Origin of the sequence: Streptomyces sp. NPDC029041, from assembly GCF_040637515.1 — a bacterium.
Classification (GTDB): Bacteria; Actinomycetota; Actinomycetes; order Streptomycetales; family Streptomycetaceae; genus Streptomyces.
In genome coordinates this window covers 361,670-375,303 of record NZ_JBEZWO010000007.1, presented here as the reverse complement: position 1 = coordinate 375,303, position 13,634 = coordinate 361,670, and the positions used below count along the sequence as shown (strand labels likewise).

Annotated in this window: 12 protein-coding genes and 1 pseudogene; 2 read left to right on the top strand and 11 right to left on the bottom strand. The window is 70.6% G+C overall.

What is annotated here, in order from left to right; genetic code table 11:
• Positions 1-77: 77 nt before the first annotated feature.
• The 5 genes and pseudogenes from AB0F04_RS20350 to AB0F04_RS20330 form a co-directional block, all read right to left on the bottom strand.
• A complete protein-coding gene (locus AB0F04_RS20350; protein ID WP_362043352.1) occupies positions 78-785 on the bottom strand; it encodes a GNAT family N-acetyltransferase in 708 nt (235 codons plus the stop codon).
• Between the two features lie 130 nt (positions 786-915).
• Positions 916-1,116 (bottom strand): annotated as a pseudogene (locus AB0F04_RS20345) (GNAT family N-acetyltransferase); the annotation flags it as partial.
• An 84-nt stretch (positions 1,117-1,200) separates the two neighbouring features.
• Entirely contained in the window at positions 1,201-2,094 is an 894-nt protein-coding gene (locus AB0F04_RS20340; RefSeq protein WP_362043351.1) for a GDSL-type esterase/lipase family protein, read from the bottom strand.
• Between the two features lie 21 nt (positions 2,095-2,115).
• Positions 2,116-2,784 (bottom strand): rhamnogalacturonan acetylesterase, encoded by a 669-nt coding sequence (locus AB0F04_RS20335; RefSeq protein ID WP_362043350.1) that lies wholly within the window; start codon positions 2,782-2,784, stop codon positions 2,116-2,118.
• Positions 2,775-3,236 (bottom strand): hypothetical protein, encoded by a 462-nt coding sequence (locus tag AB0F04_RS20330; protein ID WP_362043349.1) that lies wholly within the window; start codon positions 3,234-3,236, stop codon positions 2,775-2,777. The genes AB0F04_RS20335 and AB0F04_RS20330 overlap by 10 nt, the downstream gene beginning before the upstream one ends.
• Positions 3,237-3,583: 347 nt before the next feature.
• Here AB0F04_RS20330 and AB0F04_RS20325 point away from each other — a divergent pair, with 347 nt between their 5' ends.
• Positions 3,584-5,524: a rhamnogalacturonan lyase gene (locus tag AB0F04_RS20325; RefSeq protein WP_362043348.1), complete on the top strand. Its 1,941-nt coding sequence runs from the start codon at positions 3,584-3,586 to the stop codon at positions 5,522-5,524.
• Here AB0F04_RS20325 and AB0F04_RS20320 read toward each other — a convergent pair.
• Positions 5,512-6,627 (bottom strand): acyltransferase family protein, encoded by a 1,116-nt coding sequence (locus AB0F04_RS20320; RefSeq protein ID WP_362043530.1) that lies wholly within the window; start codon positions 6,625-6,627, stop codon positions 5,512-5,514. The genes AB0F04_RS20325 and AB0F04_RS20320 overlap by 13 nt on opposite strands.
• 144 nt (positions 6,628-6,771) lie before the next feature.
• Positions 6,772-7,245: a MarR family transcriptional regulator gene (locus AB0F04_RS20315; RefSeq protein ID WP_362043347.1), complete on the bottom strand. Its 474-nt coding sequence runs from the start codon at positions 7,243-7,245 to the stop codon at positions 6,772-6,774.
• 131 nt (positions 7,246-7,376) lie between these two features.
• Here AB0F04_RS20315 and AB0F04_RS20310 point away from each other — a divergent pair, with 131 nt between their 5' ends.
• Complete coding sequence (locus AB0F04_RS20310; protein ID WP_362043346.1) at positions 7,377-8,738, top strand: aminotransferase class I/II-fold pyridoxal phosphate-dependent enzyme; 1,362 nt, start codon at positions 7,377-7,379, stop codon at positions 8,736-8,738.
• A gap of 16 nt (positions 8,739-8,754) precedes the next feature.
• Here AB0F04_RS20310 and AB0F04_RS20305 read toward each other — a convergent pair whose 3' ends face one another.
• Genes AB0F04_RS20305 through AB0F04_RS20290 form a run of 4 tightly spaced genes read right to left on the bottom strand, consistent with a single transcriptional unit; the run spans position 8,755 to position 13,581 of the window.
• Entirely contained in the window at positions 8,755-10,497 is a 1,743-nt protein-coding gene (locus AB0F04_RS20305; protein WP_362043345.1) for a trehalase family glycosidase, read from the bottom strand.
• 33 nt (positions 10,498-10,530) lie between these two features.
• A complete protein-coding gene (locus AB0F04_RS20300; RefSeq protein WP_362043344.1) occupies positions 10,531-11,349 on the bottom strand; it encodes a carbohydrate ABC transporter permease in 819 nt (272 codons plus the stop codon).
• A complete protein-coding gene (locus AB0F04_RS20295) occupies positions 11,346-12,329 on the bottom strand; it encodes a sugar ABC transporter permease (RefSeq protein ID WP_362043343.1) in 984 nt (327 codons plus the stop codon). Before AB0F04_RS20295 ends, AB0F04_RS20300 begins: the two co-directional genes overlap by 4 nt.
• Before the next feature lie 10 nt (positions 12,330-12,339).
• Positions 12,340-13,581: a sugar ABC transporter substrate-binding protein gene (locus tag AB0F04_RS20290; RefSeq protein WP_362043342.1), complete on the bottom strand. Its 1,242-nt coding sequence runs from the start codon at positions 13,579-13,581 to the stop codon at positions 12,340-12,342.
• Positions 13,582-13,634: the final 53 nt, after the last annotated feature.

Here is a 13,634-nt window from a genome sequence, read left to right as displayed (position 1 = left end):
GACCGGGCGATCACGTCACCGGCCGATCGCGCGGGTTTCCCGGTGGCGCCGGACACGCCGTCCACGGGACCGACCCGTCACGGGGTCGTGAACCCGCGGAACGTCACGTGCTTGCGGGTCTCGAATCCGAGTCGTTCGTAGAGCGCGAGAGCACCACTGTTCGCTTCGGCCACGTGCAGGAAGGGACGGTCCCCGCGAGCCGTGATCCGTGCGATGTGCGTGCGCAGCAGGCGGACCGCGTGTCCCCGCCCGCGGGCCTCGGGGGCGGTGCAGACGGCGCTGATCTCGGTCCATCCGGGAGGCCTCAGCCGCTCCCCCACCATGGCCACCAGCGTGCCGCCGTCGCGGACGCCGAGATAGGTGCCGAGCTCGTGCGTGCGGGGCCGGAAGGGGCCCGGCCGGGTCCGCTCGACGAGGTCGAGCATCTCGGGCACGTCCTGCGCGCCGAGCTCGACCACGTCGGAGCCGGACTCGGCAGCGCCGGGGGCAAGCCCGCCCTGGCCGGTCCAGATCATCTGGCGGCCCTCCAGGACGAAGACCGGTTCCCAGTCCGGTGGTGGCGTCGCCGGGCAGCTGAACAGGTCGGCGAACTCGCCAGGACCCAGCAGCTTGGCCAGGTCGGCCCATGCCGCCGCGTCCGGTTCGGCCGGCACCGCGGAGAAGGTCGCGACCTCGGGCACGTAGGTGACGGCACCGCCGGCCCGGCGGGCGAGGTGTGCGTGGTGCCCGCGGAGCGACTCGCCCACCGGGTCGTCGAGTGCGGCGGCGTCGCTGAGCCCCGTCATCGTGCTGCGCCTTCCTGTCCCCTGCCGGAGCCGGTTCGGCCGGCAGGCCGGCACGGCGTCACCGGATGTCGTCGGCCATGCTAGTCAGCGACGTGCGACCGCATCCCGGCGCTCCGTCAGATACGCGGCCAGCGAACTCGCCAGGACCCAGCAGCTTGGCCAGGTCGGCCCATGCCGCCGCGTCCGGTTCGGCCGGCACCGCGGAGAAGGTCGCGACCTCGGGCACGTAGGTGACGGCACCGCCGGCCCGGCGGGCGAGGTGTGCGTGGTGCCCGCGGAGCGACTCGCCCACCGGGTCGTCGAGTGCGGCGGCGTCGCTGAGCCCCGTCATCGTGCTGCGCCTTCCTGTCCCCTGCCGGAGCCGGTTCGGCCGGCAGGCCGGCACGGCGTCACCGGATGTCGTCGGCCATGCTAGTCAGCGACGTGCGACCGCATCCCGGCGCTCCGTCAGATACGCGGCCAGCGGCACGTTCTGCCTGCGCACGTCACCGGCGACGAGTCCGGCGATCCGCTGCGCGCCGTACGTCTCGAAGTGGGTGCGGTCCTCGCAGAAGAAGGCGCCCACGGGGCCCGATCCGAAGTCGCCGTCGTGCGGGCAGAACCGCAGGCTGTTGTAGAGCGAGACGCTGAGGGAGTGCAGATCGACGACCGGCGTCCCGGTGGCGGACCCGACGGCGAAGGTCTCGTTCACGAAGCCGCGGTTCTTCGTCGCCGTGCTTCCCGAACAGGTGAGGGCGGCCACCGGGGTGAGCAGCACCGGGTGTGCTCCCCGGGCCAGGGCGGCCTGCACCATGGTGGTCATCAGCTGCCGGTAGCGGGCGGGGCCCACGTGCCGGGGGCAGGTCGAGGAGGAGTCGTTGATGCCGAACTGGATGAACAGGTGGTCACCCGCCTTCATCCCGGTGCTCGCGTTCAGCATCGACTGCCAGCGTGCCGAGTACGTGCCGGAGGTGAGCCGGCACTCGCCGTCCGAGCCCTTGGTGCCGCTGACGCTGCCCTCGTACATCCAGGTCTGGATGCTGCGGCCTCCCACCGCCTGGTTCCTGACGGTCACGTCGGCGTTGAACAGGGCGTCGAACCGGCTGCCCCAGCCCACCGGGCAACGGGCGGCGCCCGGGTTGGCCATGGTGGAGTCCCCGGCCAGCCACACCGTGACCGGTGCGGCCGCCGCGCGTGTGGCCGGGGCCTCGGAGCCGGTGGCGCCGGAGCATCTCGCCGCGGCACTGTCGGCCCCTGAGGCGGAGCTGACGCCGAGGCTCGACAAGGCGATCACCAGCGCCGTCGTGACGAGCGCACGGAGGTTCTTCATCGTGTGTCCCCCTTGGGTCGGTCAGCGCAGGTACGAGGCCAGGGGCAGGTTCTGCTCCCGGATGCTCTGAAGCACCAGCCCGGCCATCCGGGTGGCGCCGTACTGTGAGAAGTGGGTGTTGTCCGTGACGCCGTCGACGGAGGAGCGGAGGAAGAGCTGCGCGGAGGCGGACGGTCCGAGGGACTCGACCAGCGCCTTGCTGCGGGCGGTGAGGTCGATCACGGGGACCCGCTGCGCCGCACCGACCGCGCGCATCTCGGCGGGCAGGTCGGCGCCCACGCCGTTGACGTGCAGTGCCGTCGGGGTGAGCCGGTTGCCGTCGAAGAGCCGGCGGACCGGCGGCGTCACCAGGACCGGGACGCCGCCCTCGGCGCGGACCCGCGCGATCATGGTGGTGAGGTTGTTCCGGTAGGCGGACGCACTGGTCTGCTTGTCGTTGTGGCCGAACTGGATGAAGACCGGGTCGTTCGCCCCGACCTTCGGCAGCAACGGGGGCAGAAGCGCCGAGTTGCTCAGGAAGCTTCCCGAACTCTCCCCTGAGTCACCGTAGTTGGCGACGGCGGCGCCGGGACGCACCGCCGAGGTGATCATCTGGCCCCAGCCGGTGTACGGAGCGGCCGGCTGGTCGCACACCGTCGAGTCACCCGCCAGGTAGGCGACCAGTGGCCGCGCCGCCGGTTTCACCGACACGGCCGAGGTGGGGCGGCACCCGTGAAGCGAAGATCCAGTCCGGGGCTGCCCGTACCGCCCTGGCCGGTCGGCTGCCCTTCCGGCCGGCGCACGTCGACGGTGAACGCGTACGTGGCGACGGCTCCGGCCGCGGTGCTCGTCACCGGGAGCATCAGACGCCGGGCCTCGGCCCACACTTCGGTCCGAGCGGCGACGGCGCCACCGACGGAGACCGTCACGTCGTAGGTGCCCGGTGCGACACCGTAATGGCAGGTGACCGGCGAAGTTCCGGAGCAGCCGGCCGGCAGGGCCGGCGGCGCGGCTGCCGCGGTCTGTGTCACCGCACCGGTACCGGCCAGTGCCGCAAAGGCCAGCAGGCTCGCCGTTCCCACCAGCCCCGCCCTCCCGGGGGCGGCCTGGAGCGGTGTCCGGCGGGTGATCCGAGAGGAAACGGGAGCAGGGGTGGGGGACATGGCGCTCCTCCCTGTCCACCGGCCGCGCGTGAGGTGCCGCGACCGGCGGGCAGCGGGTTGTGGGGGTGGAGTTTCCGGGACCGCGTGACCGTGCACTGGGAGCGTTCACAACATGTGCGGGTACGGAGAGACATGAACGGCTGTCGCCCCGCGCCCGATCACCGGACTGGACCGGCCGATGCGACTTCGGCCGCCTTTGCCGGTGGGGCGCATCTCGCAGTGTTCAAGGCTCGCCGCTGGGCTGTCAATGCGCCGGCGCGGACAAACTCACGCATCCCAACAGGGCCGCACAGCGGACCGGACAGAATCCTTGACGAGCCATCAGACCGTTCTTACTCTCCCTCGATATGGGAGCGTTCCCATACCCCCACGCCCCGGAGGCCACCGTGACCGACCCGCACCGGCGTCCCCTCACCGTCTTACGACCCCGGCGCTCGCCCCACCGGCCGGGCAGCCGGATCGTCGGCTGCGTGTCCGCCGCGGCACTGGCGGTGTCCGCACTCGTCGTCCTGCCGCAGTCCGCGCACGCGGCGACAGCCCGCCAGGTCGAAAAGCTCGACCGGGGTGTGGCCAGCGTGCACACCAGCAGCGGGAACCTGGTGTCCTGGCGGTGGCTGGCGACCGACCCGAACGACGTGTCGTTCAACGTCTACCGCGGCACCACGAGACTCAACTCCTCGCCCGTCACCGCCTCGACGAACTACTTCGACGCGGGCGGCGCGGACTCGGCCGACTACACCGTGCGCGCGGTGGTCAACGGCACCGAGCAGGCCGCGTCGGCGCCCGCGGTCCAGTTCCGCACGGGCTACAAGGACGTGCCGCTCTCCCCGCCCGCGGGCGGCACCGCCCCGGGCAACTCCGCCTACACCTACGACGCCAACGACGCCTCGGTCGGCGACCTCGACGGCGACGGCGTCCTGGACCTCGTCCTGAAGTGGCAACCCACCAATGCCAAGGACAACTCCCAGTCCGGATACACCGGCAACACCGTCGTCGACGGCATCAGGCTCGACGGCACCCGGTTGTGGCGCATCGACCTGGGCCGCAACATCCGCTCCGGCGCCCACTACACGCAGTTCCAGGTCTACGACTACGACGGAGACGGCAGGGCGGAGGTCGCCATGAAGACCGCCGACGGCACCCGGGACGGCACGGGCGCGGTCATCGGCAACTCCTCCGCCGACCACCGCAATTCCAGCGGCTACGTCCTGTCCGGGCCCGAGTACCTGACGATGTTCGACGGCCGGACGGGCAAGGCGATGCAGAGCGTCGACTACGTCCCGGGCCGCGGCACCGTGTCCTCCTGGGGGGACAACTACGGCAACCGCGTGGACCGCTTCCTCGCCGGCACCGCCTACCTCGACGGCGCCCGCCCCTCCCTGATCATGGCGCGCGGCTACTACACCCGCACGGTGATAGCCGCCTGGGACTGGCGGGGCGGCGCCTTCACCCGCCGCTGGACCTTCGACACGGCGTCCTCGTCCAACACCGGCAGGGGCTATGACGGGCAGGGCAACCACAGCCTGTCCGTCGCCGATGTCGACGCCGACGGCAGGGACGAGATCGTCTACGGCGCGATGACCGTCGACGACAACGGCAACGGCCTGTGGACCACCAGGCTGGGTCACGGCGACGCCGGTCACGTCGGCGACCTCGATCCCTCCCGTACGGGTCTGGAGTACTTCAAGGTCTCGGAGGACTCGAGCAAGCCGGGCTCCTGGATGGCCGACGCCCGGACGGGGGCGAGGCTGTGGCAGACGGCGTCGGGCTCGGACAACGGCCGCGGTGTCGCCGCCGACGTCTACGCCGGCAGCCCGGGAGCCGAAGCCTGGTCCGCCTCCGACACCACCCTGCGCTCCGCCACCGGCGCCTCCCTGGGCCGGGAACCCTCCAGCCTCAACTTCGTGTCCTGGTGGGACGGCGACCCCGTGCGCGAACTCCTGGACGGCACCCGCATCGACAAGTACGGCACCTCAGGCGACACCCGGCTGCTCACCGGCTCCGGCGTCGCCTCCAACAACGGCACCAAGTCCACCCCCGTCCTGTCCGGTGATCTGCTCGGCGACTGGCGCGAGGAGGTCGTCTGGCGTACCGGCGACAACCGGGCGCTGAGGATCTACTCGACGCCGCACCAGACCACCACCAAGATCACCACCCTGCTCCACGACTCTCAGTACCGCACCGCCCTGGCCTGGCAGAACACCGCCTACAACCAGCCCCCGCACCCGAGCTTCTTCATCGGAAACGGCATGGCGACAGCGCCCCGGCCGACGGTCTACACGCCCTGAACGGCGCGGTCCCGCCGGAACGCCCACTCCAGCCGGGGTTCCAGGGCGGGGCGGAACACCCGCCGCACGGGCGGCGTGCACAGGGCGGTCATGACCGCCGCCGCCACGAGGGTGACCGTGATCTCGCCCAGGGGATCGTGGACCCAGCCGGGACCGAACCAGCCGAAGTGCTTGGCCCCCTGGACGACGAAGCCGTGCAGCAGGTAGCCGTACAGGGTGCCGGCGCCGAGGGCGGTGAACCATGTGCGCCGTCCCGGGACCCAGGCGAGGAAGCAGGCGACGAGGAGCAGCGAGCAGCCGAACAGGGCCAGGGTCATCACGGGCCCGTACCAGCCGGGTTCGCCCAGTTCCTCGGCGCTGGAGCGGTGGAAGAGCCAGGCGTAGTCCCACCGGGGCGTGATCCAGTACGCCCCGGCGAGGGCCACGGCGAAGACGGGCAGGGACACCAGGCGCACCTCCCGTCGGCGCACGAGCCGGAAGTGTTCCGGCTTCAGCAGCAGGCCGAGCACGAAGTAGGGCAGGAACTGCAGGACGCGCTGGAGGTCGAGGTCGTCGCCGATGGACGGCGAGAGGGTCGCCAGGGCCGCGATGACGAGGGCGACCGGCAGCGGCCACCTCAGGAGTCCCCAGACCGGGGTGGTCAGCCGCCAGATGAACAGGGCCGCCAGGAACCACGTCAGGTACAGCGGACTCAGCAGGCTGATGGCGCGGTCGGGGTCGCCGCTCGTCCATCGGGTGTAGTAGGTGTACGCCACCTCGAAGACGACGTACGGCACGACCACGGTGGTGACCAGGCGTTTGATCCGCTCCGGACCGGCGTCGAAACTGCGGGAGAAGTAGCCGGAGACGACGATGAACGCCGGCATGTGGAAGGCGTAGACGAGGGTGTAGAGCGCGGTGACGGCCCGGCTGCCGTCGCGCAGTGGCTCCCAGGCGTGTCCGATGGCCACCAGGACGATGGCCAGGTACTTGGCGTTGTCGAAGAACGCGTCTCTGGGTTTGCTCGTGGGGGCCGCCGGCCGGTCTCCGGTCGCCCGTCCGCTCGTTCCACGGGGGACTCGGGGTGGGGAGTGCCGTGTCTCCCGGTCGCCGCGCGGGGGCAGCGTGCTCGGGCCGGCGTTTTCTTGCGGTGGAAGCCCGGACAGACCAGAACACCTCTTTCGTCGCGTGTCGGTGGCTCCTGCCTCCGATCACATCACGAAAGTTGATCGCTTGCGTAATCGTGCAACCATGGCGGCCTCGAACGGTCAGGCGTCGCGCAGCGCCTTCTCGATCTCGCCGAGCGAGCGGGTCAGCCGCCCGTAGTCGGCGGGGGTCACCGGCGCCACGAAGTACCGCTCGACGACCTGCGCATGGACCACGGCTGCCCGGAGGAAGACCGTACGGCCTTGCCCGGTCGGCTCGACCAGGACGCTTCTGCGGTCTCCGGGAGCCGGTACGCGGCGCACCAGGCCGGTCGCCTCCATGCGGTCGACCAGGCGGGTGATGCCGCTGCTGGTGAGCGTGAGGTCGTCGGCGAGCCGACGCTGCGAGATCTCCTCGTCGGGATGCCGGCAGAGCCGGATGAGGACCTCGAACATCGTGTGGCTGATCTCGCACTCCTTGCGCAGAGTGGCGTCGATCCGCTGCTCCAGGCGCGTGGCCGTCTTGATCAGCAGGCCGAAGTCGTGCACCAGCCGGCTGTCGGCGGCTCGGGCGGCCTCGTCGTCGTCTCGATTCACGGGATTCACCCCGCTGACTTTACTGCGTCTTCACCTACTGCCGTCTCAATTACTGAGCAATCAATTGCTGAGCAGTCAACAAAGCTCTACCGTGTGGGCCACCCCGGACGTCGGCAGAGAGAGGGAGAGCAGTGGACCTGCAGCACTGGCTCGGTCGGGCCAATGACGCGATACAGCGGTGGGCCGACACCTTCGGCCCCTATGAGCAGCACCCGTCCCTCCTCGTCGACGACGACCGCTTCGCCGCCGCCTTCGAGGAGCTGATCGGGAGGCTGAAGGAGAACTATCCCTTCTTCCACCCGCGCTACGCCGGGCAGATGCTCAAGCCCCCGCACCCGGCCGCGATCGTCGGCCACCTCACCACGATGCTGATCAACCCCAACAACCACGCCCTGGACGGCGGCCCCGCCACCGCCCGCATGGAACGCGAGGCCGTCGCGCAGCTGGCCTCGATGTTCGGCTACGACACCCACCTGGGTCACCTCACCACCAGCGGCACGATCGCCAACCTCGAAGCCCTCTTCGTCGCCCGCGAGCTCCACCCCGGCCGCGGCATCGCCTACAGCGCCGACGCCCACTACACCCACGGCCGCATGTGCCACGTCCTGGGCATGAAGGGGTACCCGGTCCCGGCCGACGACCGCGGCCGCATCAGCCTCGACGCGCTCGAGGACATCGTGCGGACGGGAGAGGTCGGCACGGTCGTGCTCACCGCCGGCACCACCGGCCTCGGAGCCGTCGACCCGGTCCACGACGCCCTCGCCCTCAAGGAGCGCTACGGCGTCCGGCTCCATGTCGACGCCGCGTACGGCGGTTTCTTCACCCTGCTCGCCGGTGCCGAAGGGCCGGAGGGGCTGCCCCCGCAGCCCTGGCGGGCGATCGCCGGGTGCGACTCGGTCGTCGTCGATCCGCACAAGCACGGACTCCAGCCCTACGGCTGCGGTGCCGTCCTCTTCCGCGATCCCGAGGTGGGCCGCTTCTACCTGCACGACTCGCCTTACACCTACTTCACCTCCAGTGAGCTGCATCTGGGCGAGATCAGTCTGGAGTGCTCCCGGGCCGGCGCCTCGGCCGCGGCCCTGTGGCTCACCTTCCAGGTGCTCCCGCCCACGCCCGGGGGACTGGGCCGTGCCCTCGGGGCCGGCCGACGGGCGGCGCTGCGCTGGGCCGACCTGATCACCTCCTCGGACGAGCTGGAGCTGTACCAGCGGCCCGAGCTGGACATCGTCGCCTACTTCCCCTCGGTGGAGCCCGCCACCCTCAGCGCTGTCGACGCGGCGTCGGCACGCGTCCTGGCCGAGGGCATGACGGGCCCCGACCCCGTCTTCCTCAGCACCCTCAAGGCCGACCCAGACGCCTTCACCGCACGCCACCCGCAGGTCACCGCCGACGCCGACGGGGCCCGCATCCTGCGCAGCGTCCTGATGAAGCCGGAGTCCGAGGACCACGTGCAGCGCCTCCATGACCGGGTCGCGCGTCTCGCCCGGTCATGAGCGCCGCCCACGGTGTTCACGTCAGATCATGATCGCCTCGGAGTGCGTACGCCTCCGCGAGGAGGAGGTAGCCGCTGGCGGTCCACGTGTAGGCGCGGTCGCGCAGGCCCGTTCCGGCGAGGGCGTCGAAGTTCTCGGCGAAGCCGTGGGTCTCGCACAGGGCGCGGAAACGGCTGCTGATGTCGTCCGCCAGCCGGTGGTGGCCTGCGCGGCGCAGGCCGTCCTCGATGAGGACGGTTGCGGGGGCCCAGATGGGGCCGCGCCAGTAGCCGTCGTCGAGGTAGTGGACGGACGTGGGCAGTTCGGTGGCGAGACCGTACGGCGTCAGGTGGGCCTTGATGTGGTCGGCCAGGGCACCGCTGACGTGGCCGGGCAGATGCTCGCCGAGCACGATGGGCATGAGGTCCAGGAGACTGGCGCTGCTCCAGGTGTCCCCCGTACCGACGCCCCGGGCGACGAACCGGTCCTCCCTCCAGAGCTGGTCCAGCAGTGCCGTCTGGATCTCCTCGGCGGCTCGCGCCCAGCGGCGGGCCTCGTCACCTCGGCCCAACTCCGCTGCGAGATGCGACAGTTCGTGTAGCTGGAGGGCGAGGAAGGCGGACAGGTCGGCGGTCTCGACCACCCGTTCGGGGTCGAAGGTGGTGGCGTTGTCCCAGCCGCTGTCGTTGCCGTGCTGGTAATGGGGGAAAGCGGCGCCGGGGGCGCGCCGGGCGGTGAGCCAGAAGTGCGTCCAGCGTTCCAGCCGCCGGTAGGTCTCGTCCAGTTCGGCCGGGCCGGGAGGCGTCGGCAGGCGGCGGCGCAGACGGCCGAAGGCCCAGCCGTGGATGGGTGGTTTGACGAAGTTGTAGAGGACCTCGGAGTGGGTCACCGAGTCGGGCAGGGCGCCGCTGCCGTCCTGGTGGTCGAAGGGCAGGGCGAACTGGTCCTGCGCCAGTTCCGGACAACCGGGTGCCAGAGCGAGGGCGTTGAAGCAGTGGTCCCAGCTCCACACCTTGTCCATCCAGTGCTTGGACATCAGCACCGCCGGCCGGGTGACCAGACCGGTCGGGTTCACGGTGGCCGACCAGACGACATAGGCGGCCAGTTCGGCGGCCGGGGTGGCGGAGGAGCGCCAGGGAGCCACGGCGTCCACGAACCGGGCGAACGAGCCTCGCGCGGACGCCGCGATGTCGTCGAAGGTCGCGGCGGACGTGTACGGCGGGCGGGCGGCGTCGATTTCCTCGATCGCGATCTCCCAGGTCCCGTCGTCCGTCACGGCCGTGGCGAGACCGCGCTCGGCGCTGCCCAGTGTCTGGGCGCCCGTCGCGTCGAGGGTGCCGGACAGCGCGGTCACGCGGTACCGGCGGCCCGTTTCGTAGGACGTGAACACGTGGGCGCCGGCGGCGGCGTCGTGGAAGAACCAGGTTCCGCTGAACGGCGTCAGGGTCCGCGCGGCCGCCCGCACGGCCATGCCCAGGCCTCTCCCCCGCAGGCGCACGGTGTCCGGCGACTCGTAGGCGAGGTCGGCGCGTCCCTCCGCGCCGATCCAGCTGAGCAGACCCGGTCTCGCCTCCACGCGGGTCGCGGCCCGGCCCCCGGTGACCGGGTCGAGGGGTGTCAGGCTCAGGACGGCGTGCATGCCGTTCTGGTGGGAGACCAGGTGCAGATCCTCGGCGTACGTCTTCTCGGCCACCACGGGCGAGATGCCGAACCAGGATCCGTACGTGCTGAACGGGATGTCCTGGACGGAGAAGGCCGGGCCGGAGCGGTCGGCGGTCATGAGGTGTCACTCGTTTCTCGAGCAGGGGGAAGGTCAGTCCTTGACCGCGCCGGCCGTCACGCCGGCGGCCACGTAGCGCTGGGCCAGGACGAGGATGACCGCGGCGGGCAGCGACGCCACGACGGCGGTGGCCATGATGGCGTTCCACTCCTGGTTGTTGTTGCCGATGTAGTGGTAGATGCCGAGGGTGATCGGCTCGTGCGCCCCGCCGTTGACCAGCGTGCCGGCGAAGACGAAGTCGGACCAGGACCACAGGAAGGCGAAGAGCGAGACCGTGACCACGGCGTTGCGGCTCATCGGCAGGACGATCGACCAGAAGGTGCGCACGGGCCCGGCGCCGTCCGTCCGGGCCGCCTGGAGCATCTCGCCGGGGATGCCGGACATGAACGCGGTGAAGATGAGCACCGCGAAGGGGACGGCCAGGGTGGAGTCGGCGACGATCAGTCCGGGGACGGACTGGAGCAGGCCCAGTTGCAGGTAGACGGCGTAGAAGCCCATCGCCATGATGATGCCGGGGATCATCTGCGCGGCGAGGAGGAGGAAGCTCAGCACGCCTCCGCCGCGCGGGCGCAGTGTGGCCAGGGCGTAACCGGCGGGGGCGGACAGAGCCACGGTGAGGGCGACGGTGCCCAGGCCGATGACCAGGCTCGTGCCGAGGTAGGGCAACTGCTCGTCGAGGACGGTGCGGTAGCCGGCCAGGGTGCCGTGGACGGGGAACAGGTCGGGCGGGGACTTGCGCTTGTCCTGGTCGCGGGTGAGGGACACGTTCAGCATCCAGTAAACCGGGAAGAGCATGATCCCGGTCAGGAGGAGGCCTACGGTCGTCTTTCCCAGGGTGCGTCGGCTTCTCATGAATACGCCTGCTTTCGCTGGACCCTCATGTAGAGGAGGCCGAACGCCAGGGCGGCCACCACCAGCAGGTTGCCGACGGCCGCGCCCGGGCCGAAGGCCGGCAGCAGATTGCCGAAGCCCAGCCGGTAGGACCATGTGGCGAAGGTCGTGGAGGCGTCGGCCGGGCCTCCCTTGGTCATGATCCAGATGATGTCGAAGACCTTGAGTGTGTAGACCAGCCCGAGGAGCAGGGTGATCGCGGACACGGGGCGCAGCAGCGGGAAGGTGATGCTCCAGAAGCGGCGCCAGGCTCCCGCCCCGTCGAGGGCGGCCGCCTCGTACAGGCCGGAGGGGATGGACTGCAGGCCGCTGTAGAGCACGACCAGGTTGAACGGGACGCCGATCCAGATGTTCGCGATGATCACCGAGGTGAGTGACCAGGACGGTGATGTCAGCCAGTTGACGGGGGCGAGGCCGACGGCGTGCAGGGCCGCGTTGACGATGCCGGAGTCGCTGTTGAGCATCCACGACCAGGTCGAGGCCGACACGATCAGCGGCAGCAGCCAGGGGACGAGGAACAGGGCCCGCAGGGTCGCCGAGAGCCGGAAGTGCTGGTTGAAGAAGACCGCGAGGGCCAGGCCGATGGCGTACTGGAAAGCCAGGCACACGCCGGTGAAGACGACGGTGTGCAGCAGGGCCGGGGCGAAGGTCGGGTCGTCGAAGACCTTCCGGTAGTTCTCCAGGCCGCTGAACGGCGCGTCGCCCTGGACGAAGGAGCGGACGGTGTAGTTGCGCAGGCTCAGGTCGAGGTTGCGGTAGAGCGGATAGGCGTAGAAGAGGGCGAGATAGAGGGTCACCGGGGTGAGGAAGGCCCAGGCGGCCCATTGGGGGGAGGTGGGCCGGCGGCGTTCCGTGGTGCGGGCCGGGGGCGGGGCGGCGCGGGCCGCCCCGTTCCGCGGCCGCACGGACCGGTGGTCCGGCGGACGGACGGTCTGCTTCATCGGCCCCACGTCACTTGACCGCGGCCTGCGCGGACGACAGCGCGTCCTTCGGCGACTTGGACCCGCTCAGCGCGGACTGCACGGCCTTCCACATCTGTTCGGAGATCTTGGGGTACGTCGTGCCCAGGTCGTCACTGGTGCGCCCCTTGGCCGCCTTGACCGCGTCGACCCACGGCTTCAGTGCGGGGTCGGTCGCCACCTGCTTGTTCCGGACTTCTTCGGTGGGGGCGACGTAGGACAGGGTGGTGTCGGTGTCGTACAGGTGGGCCGAGCTGGTCAGGCAGGCCGTGAGCTTGGCTGTGGTGGCGTAGCGGGCGGTGTCGCTCTGGACGGGGACGGTGACGAACTCGCCGCCCGTCGGGGCCGCGGCGCTGCCTCCGCCGGTGGCCGGGATGGGCAGGACGCCGTAGTCGAAGCCCGCCTTCTTGGCGGCTGCGAGCTGCCAGGTGCCGTTCTCGGCGAAGGCGTAGTCGCCGCTCGCGAACTCCTGCCAGCTGGTGGTCTGGGTGTTGTTGAGCACGGAGTTGGGGGCGTAGCCCTTGTCCAGCCAGGTCTTCCACAGGGACAGCGCGGAGACGGCCGCGGGCGAGTCGAGGTCGGTCAGGGCGGCGCCGGAGCCCCAGAACCAGGGCAGGAACTGGAAGCTGCCCTCCTCGGTGCCGATCGCGGAGAAGGTGATGCCCTTCTTGCCCGCCTTCTCGACCTCGGACAGCGCTGCCGTCAGCGACTTCCAGTCCTTGACGGAGGCGATGTCGACACCGGCCTCCTTCAGAATCTTCTTGTTGTAGTAGAGCGCGAGGGTGTTGGCGCCGATCGGGGTGCCGTAGGTCTTGCCGTCCGACTGGCCGGCCGCGAGGAGGTTGGGGTCCACGGCGGAGGTGTCGAGCTTGTTCTCGTCGGTGGTGGTGAGCACGCCCGCCTCGGCGAGGGTGGACACCACCGGGTTGTCGACGATGAGGACGTCCGGGGAGTTGCCCTGCTGGGCGGCGAGCAGCGTCTTGCTGGCCAGGTCGCTGGTGTCGAAACCGGTCCGCTTGACCTTCACGCCCGCTTTGCCGCCACAGGCGTCCAGCAGCTTCACCCACGCCGAGCCCTTGGCGAACTGCGGGTAGGGGTCCCAGATGGTGTAGGTGCCGCTGTCCGCGCCCTTGGTGTCGGTGCTTCCCGAGCCGGAGGAGCAGGCGGTGCCGGCCGCGGCGAGGACGGTCGACAGGGCCACTGCGGCGAGACGCCGTCTGGAGGAGCTGTGCATCGCGGGTTCCTTCGTTCTGGGCACAGGGGTGCCGTGGCGGGGGGGCGATGGGG

Coding starts and splice junctions, on each gene's coding strand:
- AB0F04_RS20350 (WP_362043352.1), bottom strand. CDS start 785: ATGACGGGGCTCAGCGACGCCGCCGCACTCGACGACCCGGTGGGCGAG.
- AB0F04_RS20340 (WP_362043351.1), bottom strand. CDS start 2,094: ATGAAGAACCTCCGTGCGCTCGTCACGACGGCGCTGGTGATCGCCTTG.
- AB0F04_RS20330 (WP_362043349.1), bottom strand. CDS start 3,236: ATGTCCCCCACCCCTGCTCCCGTTTCCTCTCGGATCACCCGCCGGACA.
- AB0F04_RS20325 (WP_362043348.1), top strand. CDS start 3,584: ATGGGAGCGTTCCCATACCCCCACGCCCCGGAGGCCACCGTGACCGAC.
- AB0F04_RS20305 (WP_362043345.1), bottom strand. CDS start 10,497: ATGACCGCCGACCGCTCCGGCCCGGCCTTCTCCGTCCAGGACATCCCG.
- AB0F04_RS20300 (WP_362043344.1), bottom strand. CDS start 11,349: ATGAGAAGCCGACGCACCCTGGGAAAGACGACCGTAGGCCTCCTCCTG.
- AB0F04_RS20295 (WP_362043343.1), bottom strand. CDS start 12,329: ATGAAGCAGACCGTCCGTCCGCCGGACCACCGGTCCGTGCGGCCGCGG.
- AB0F04_RS20290 (WP_362043342.1), bottom strand. CDS start 13,581: ATGCACAGCTCCTCCAGACGGCGTCTCGCCGCAGTGGCCCTGTCGACC.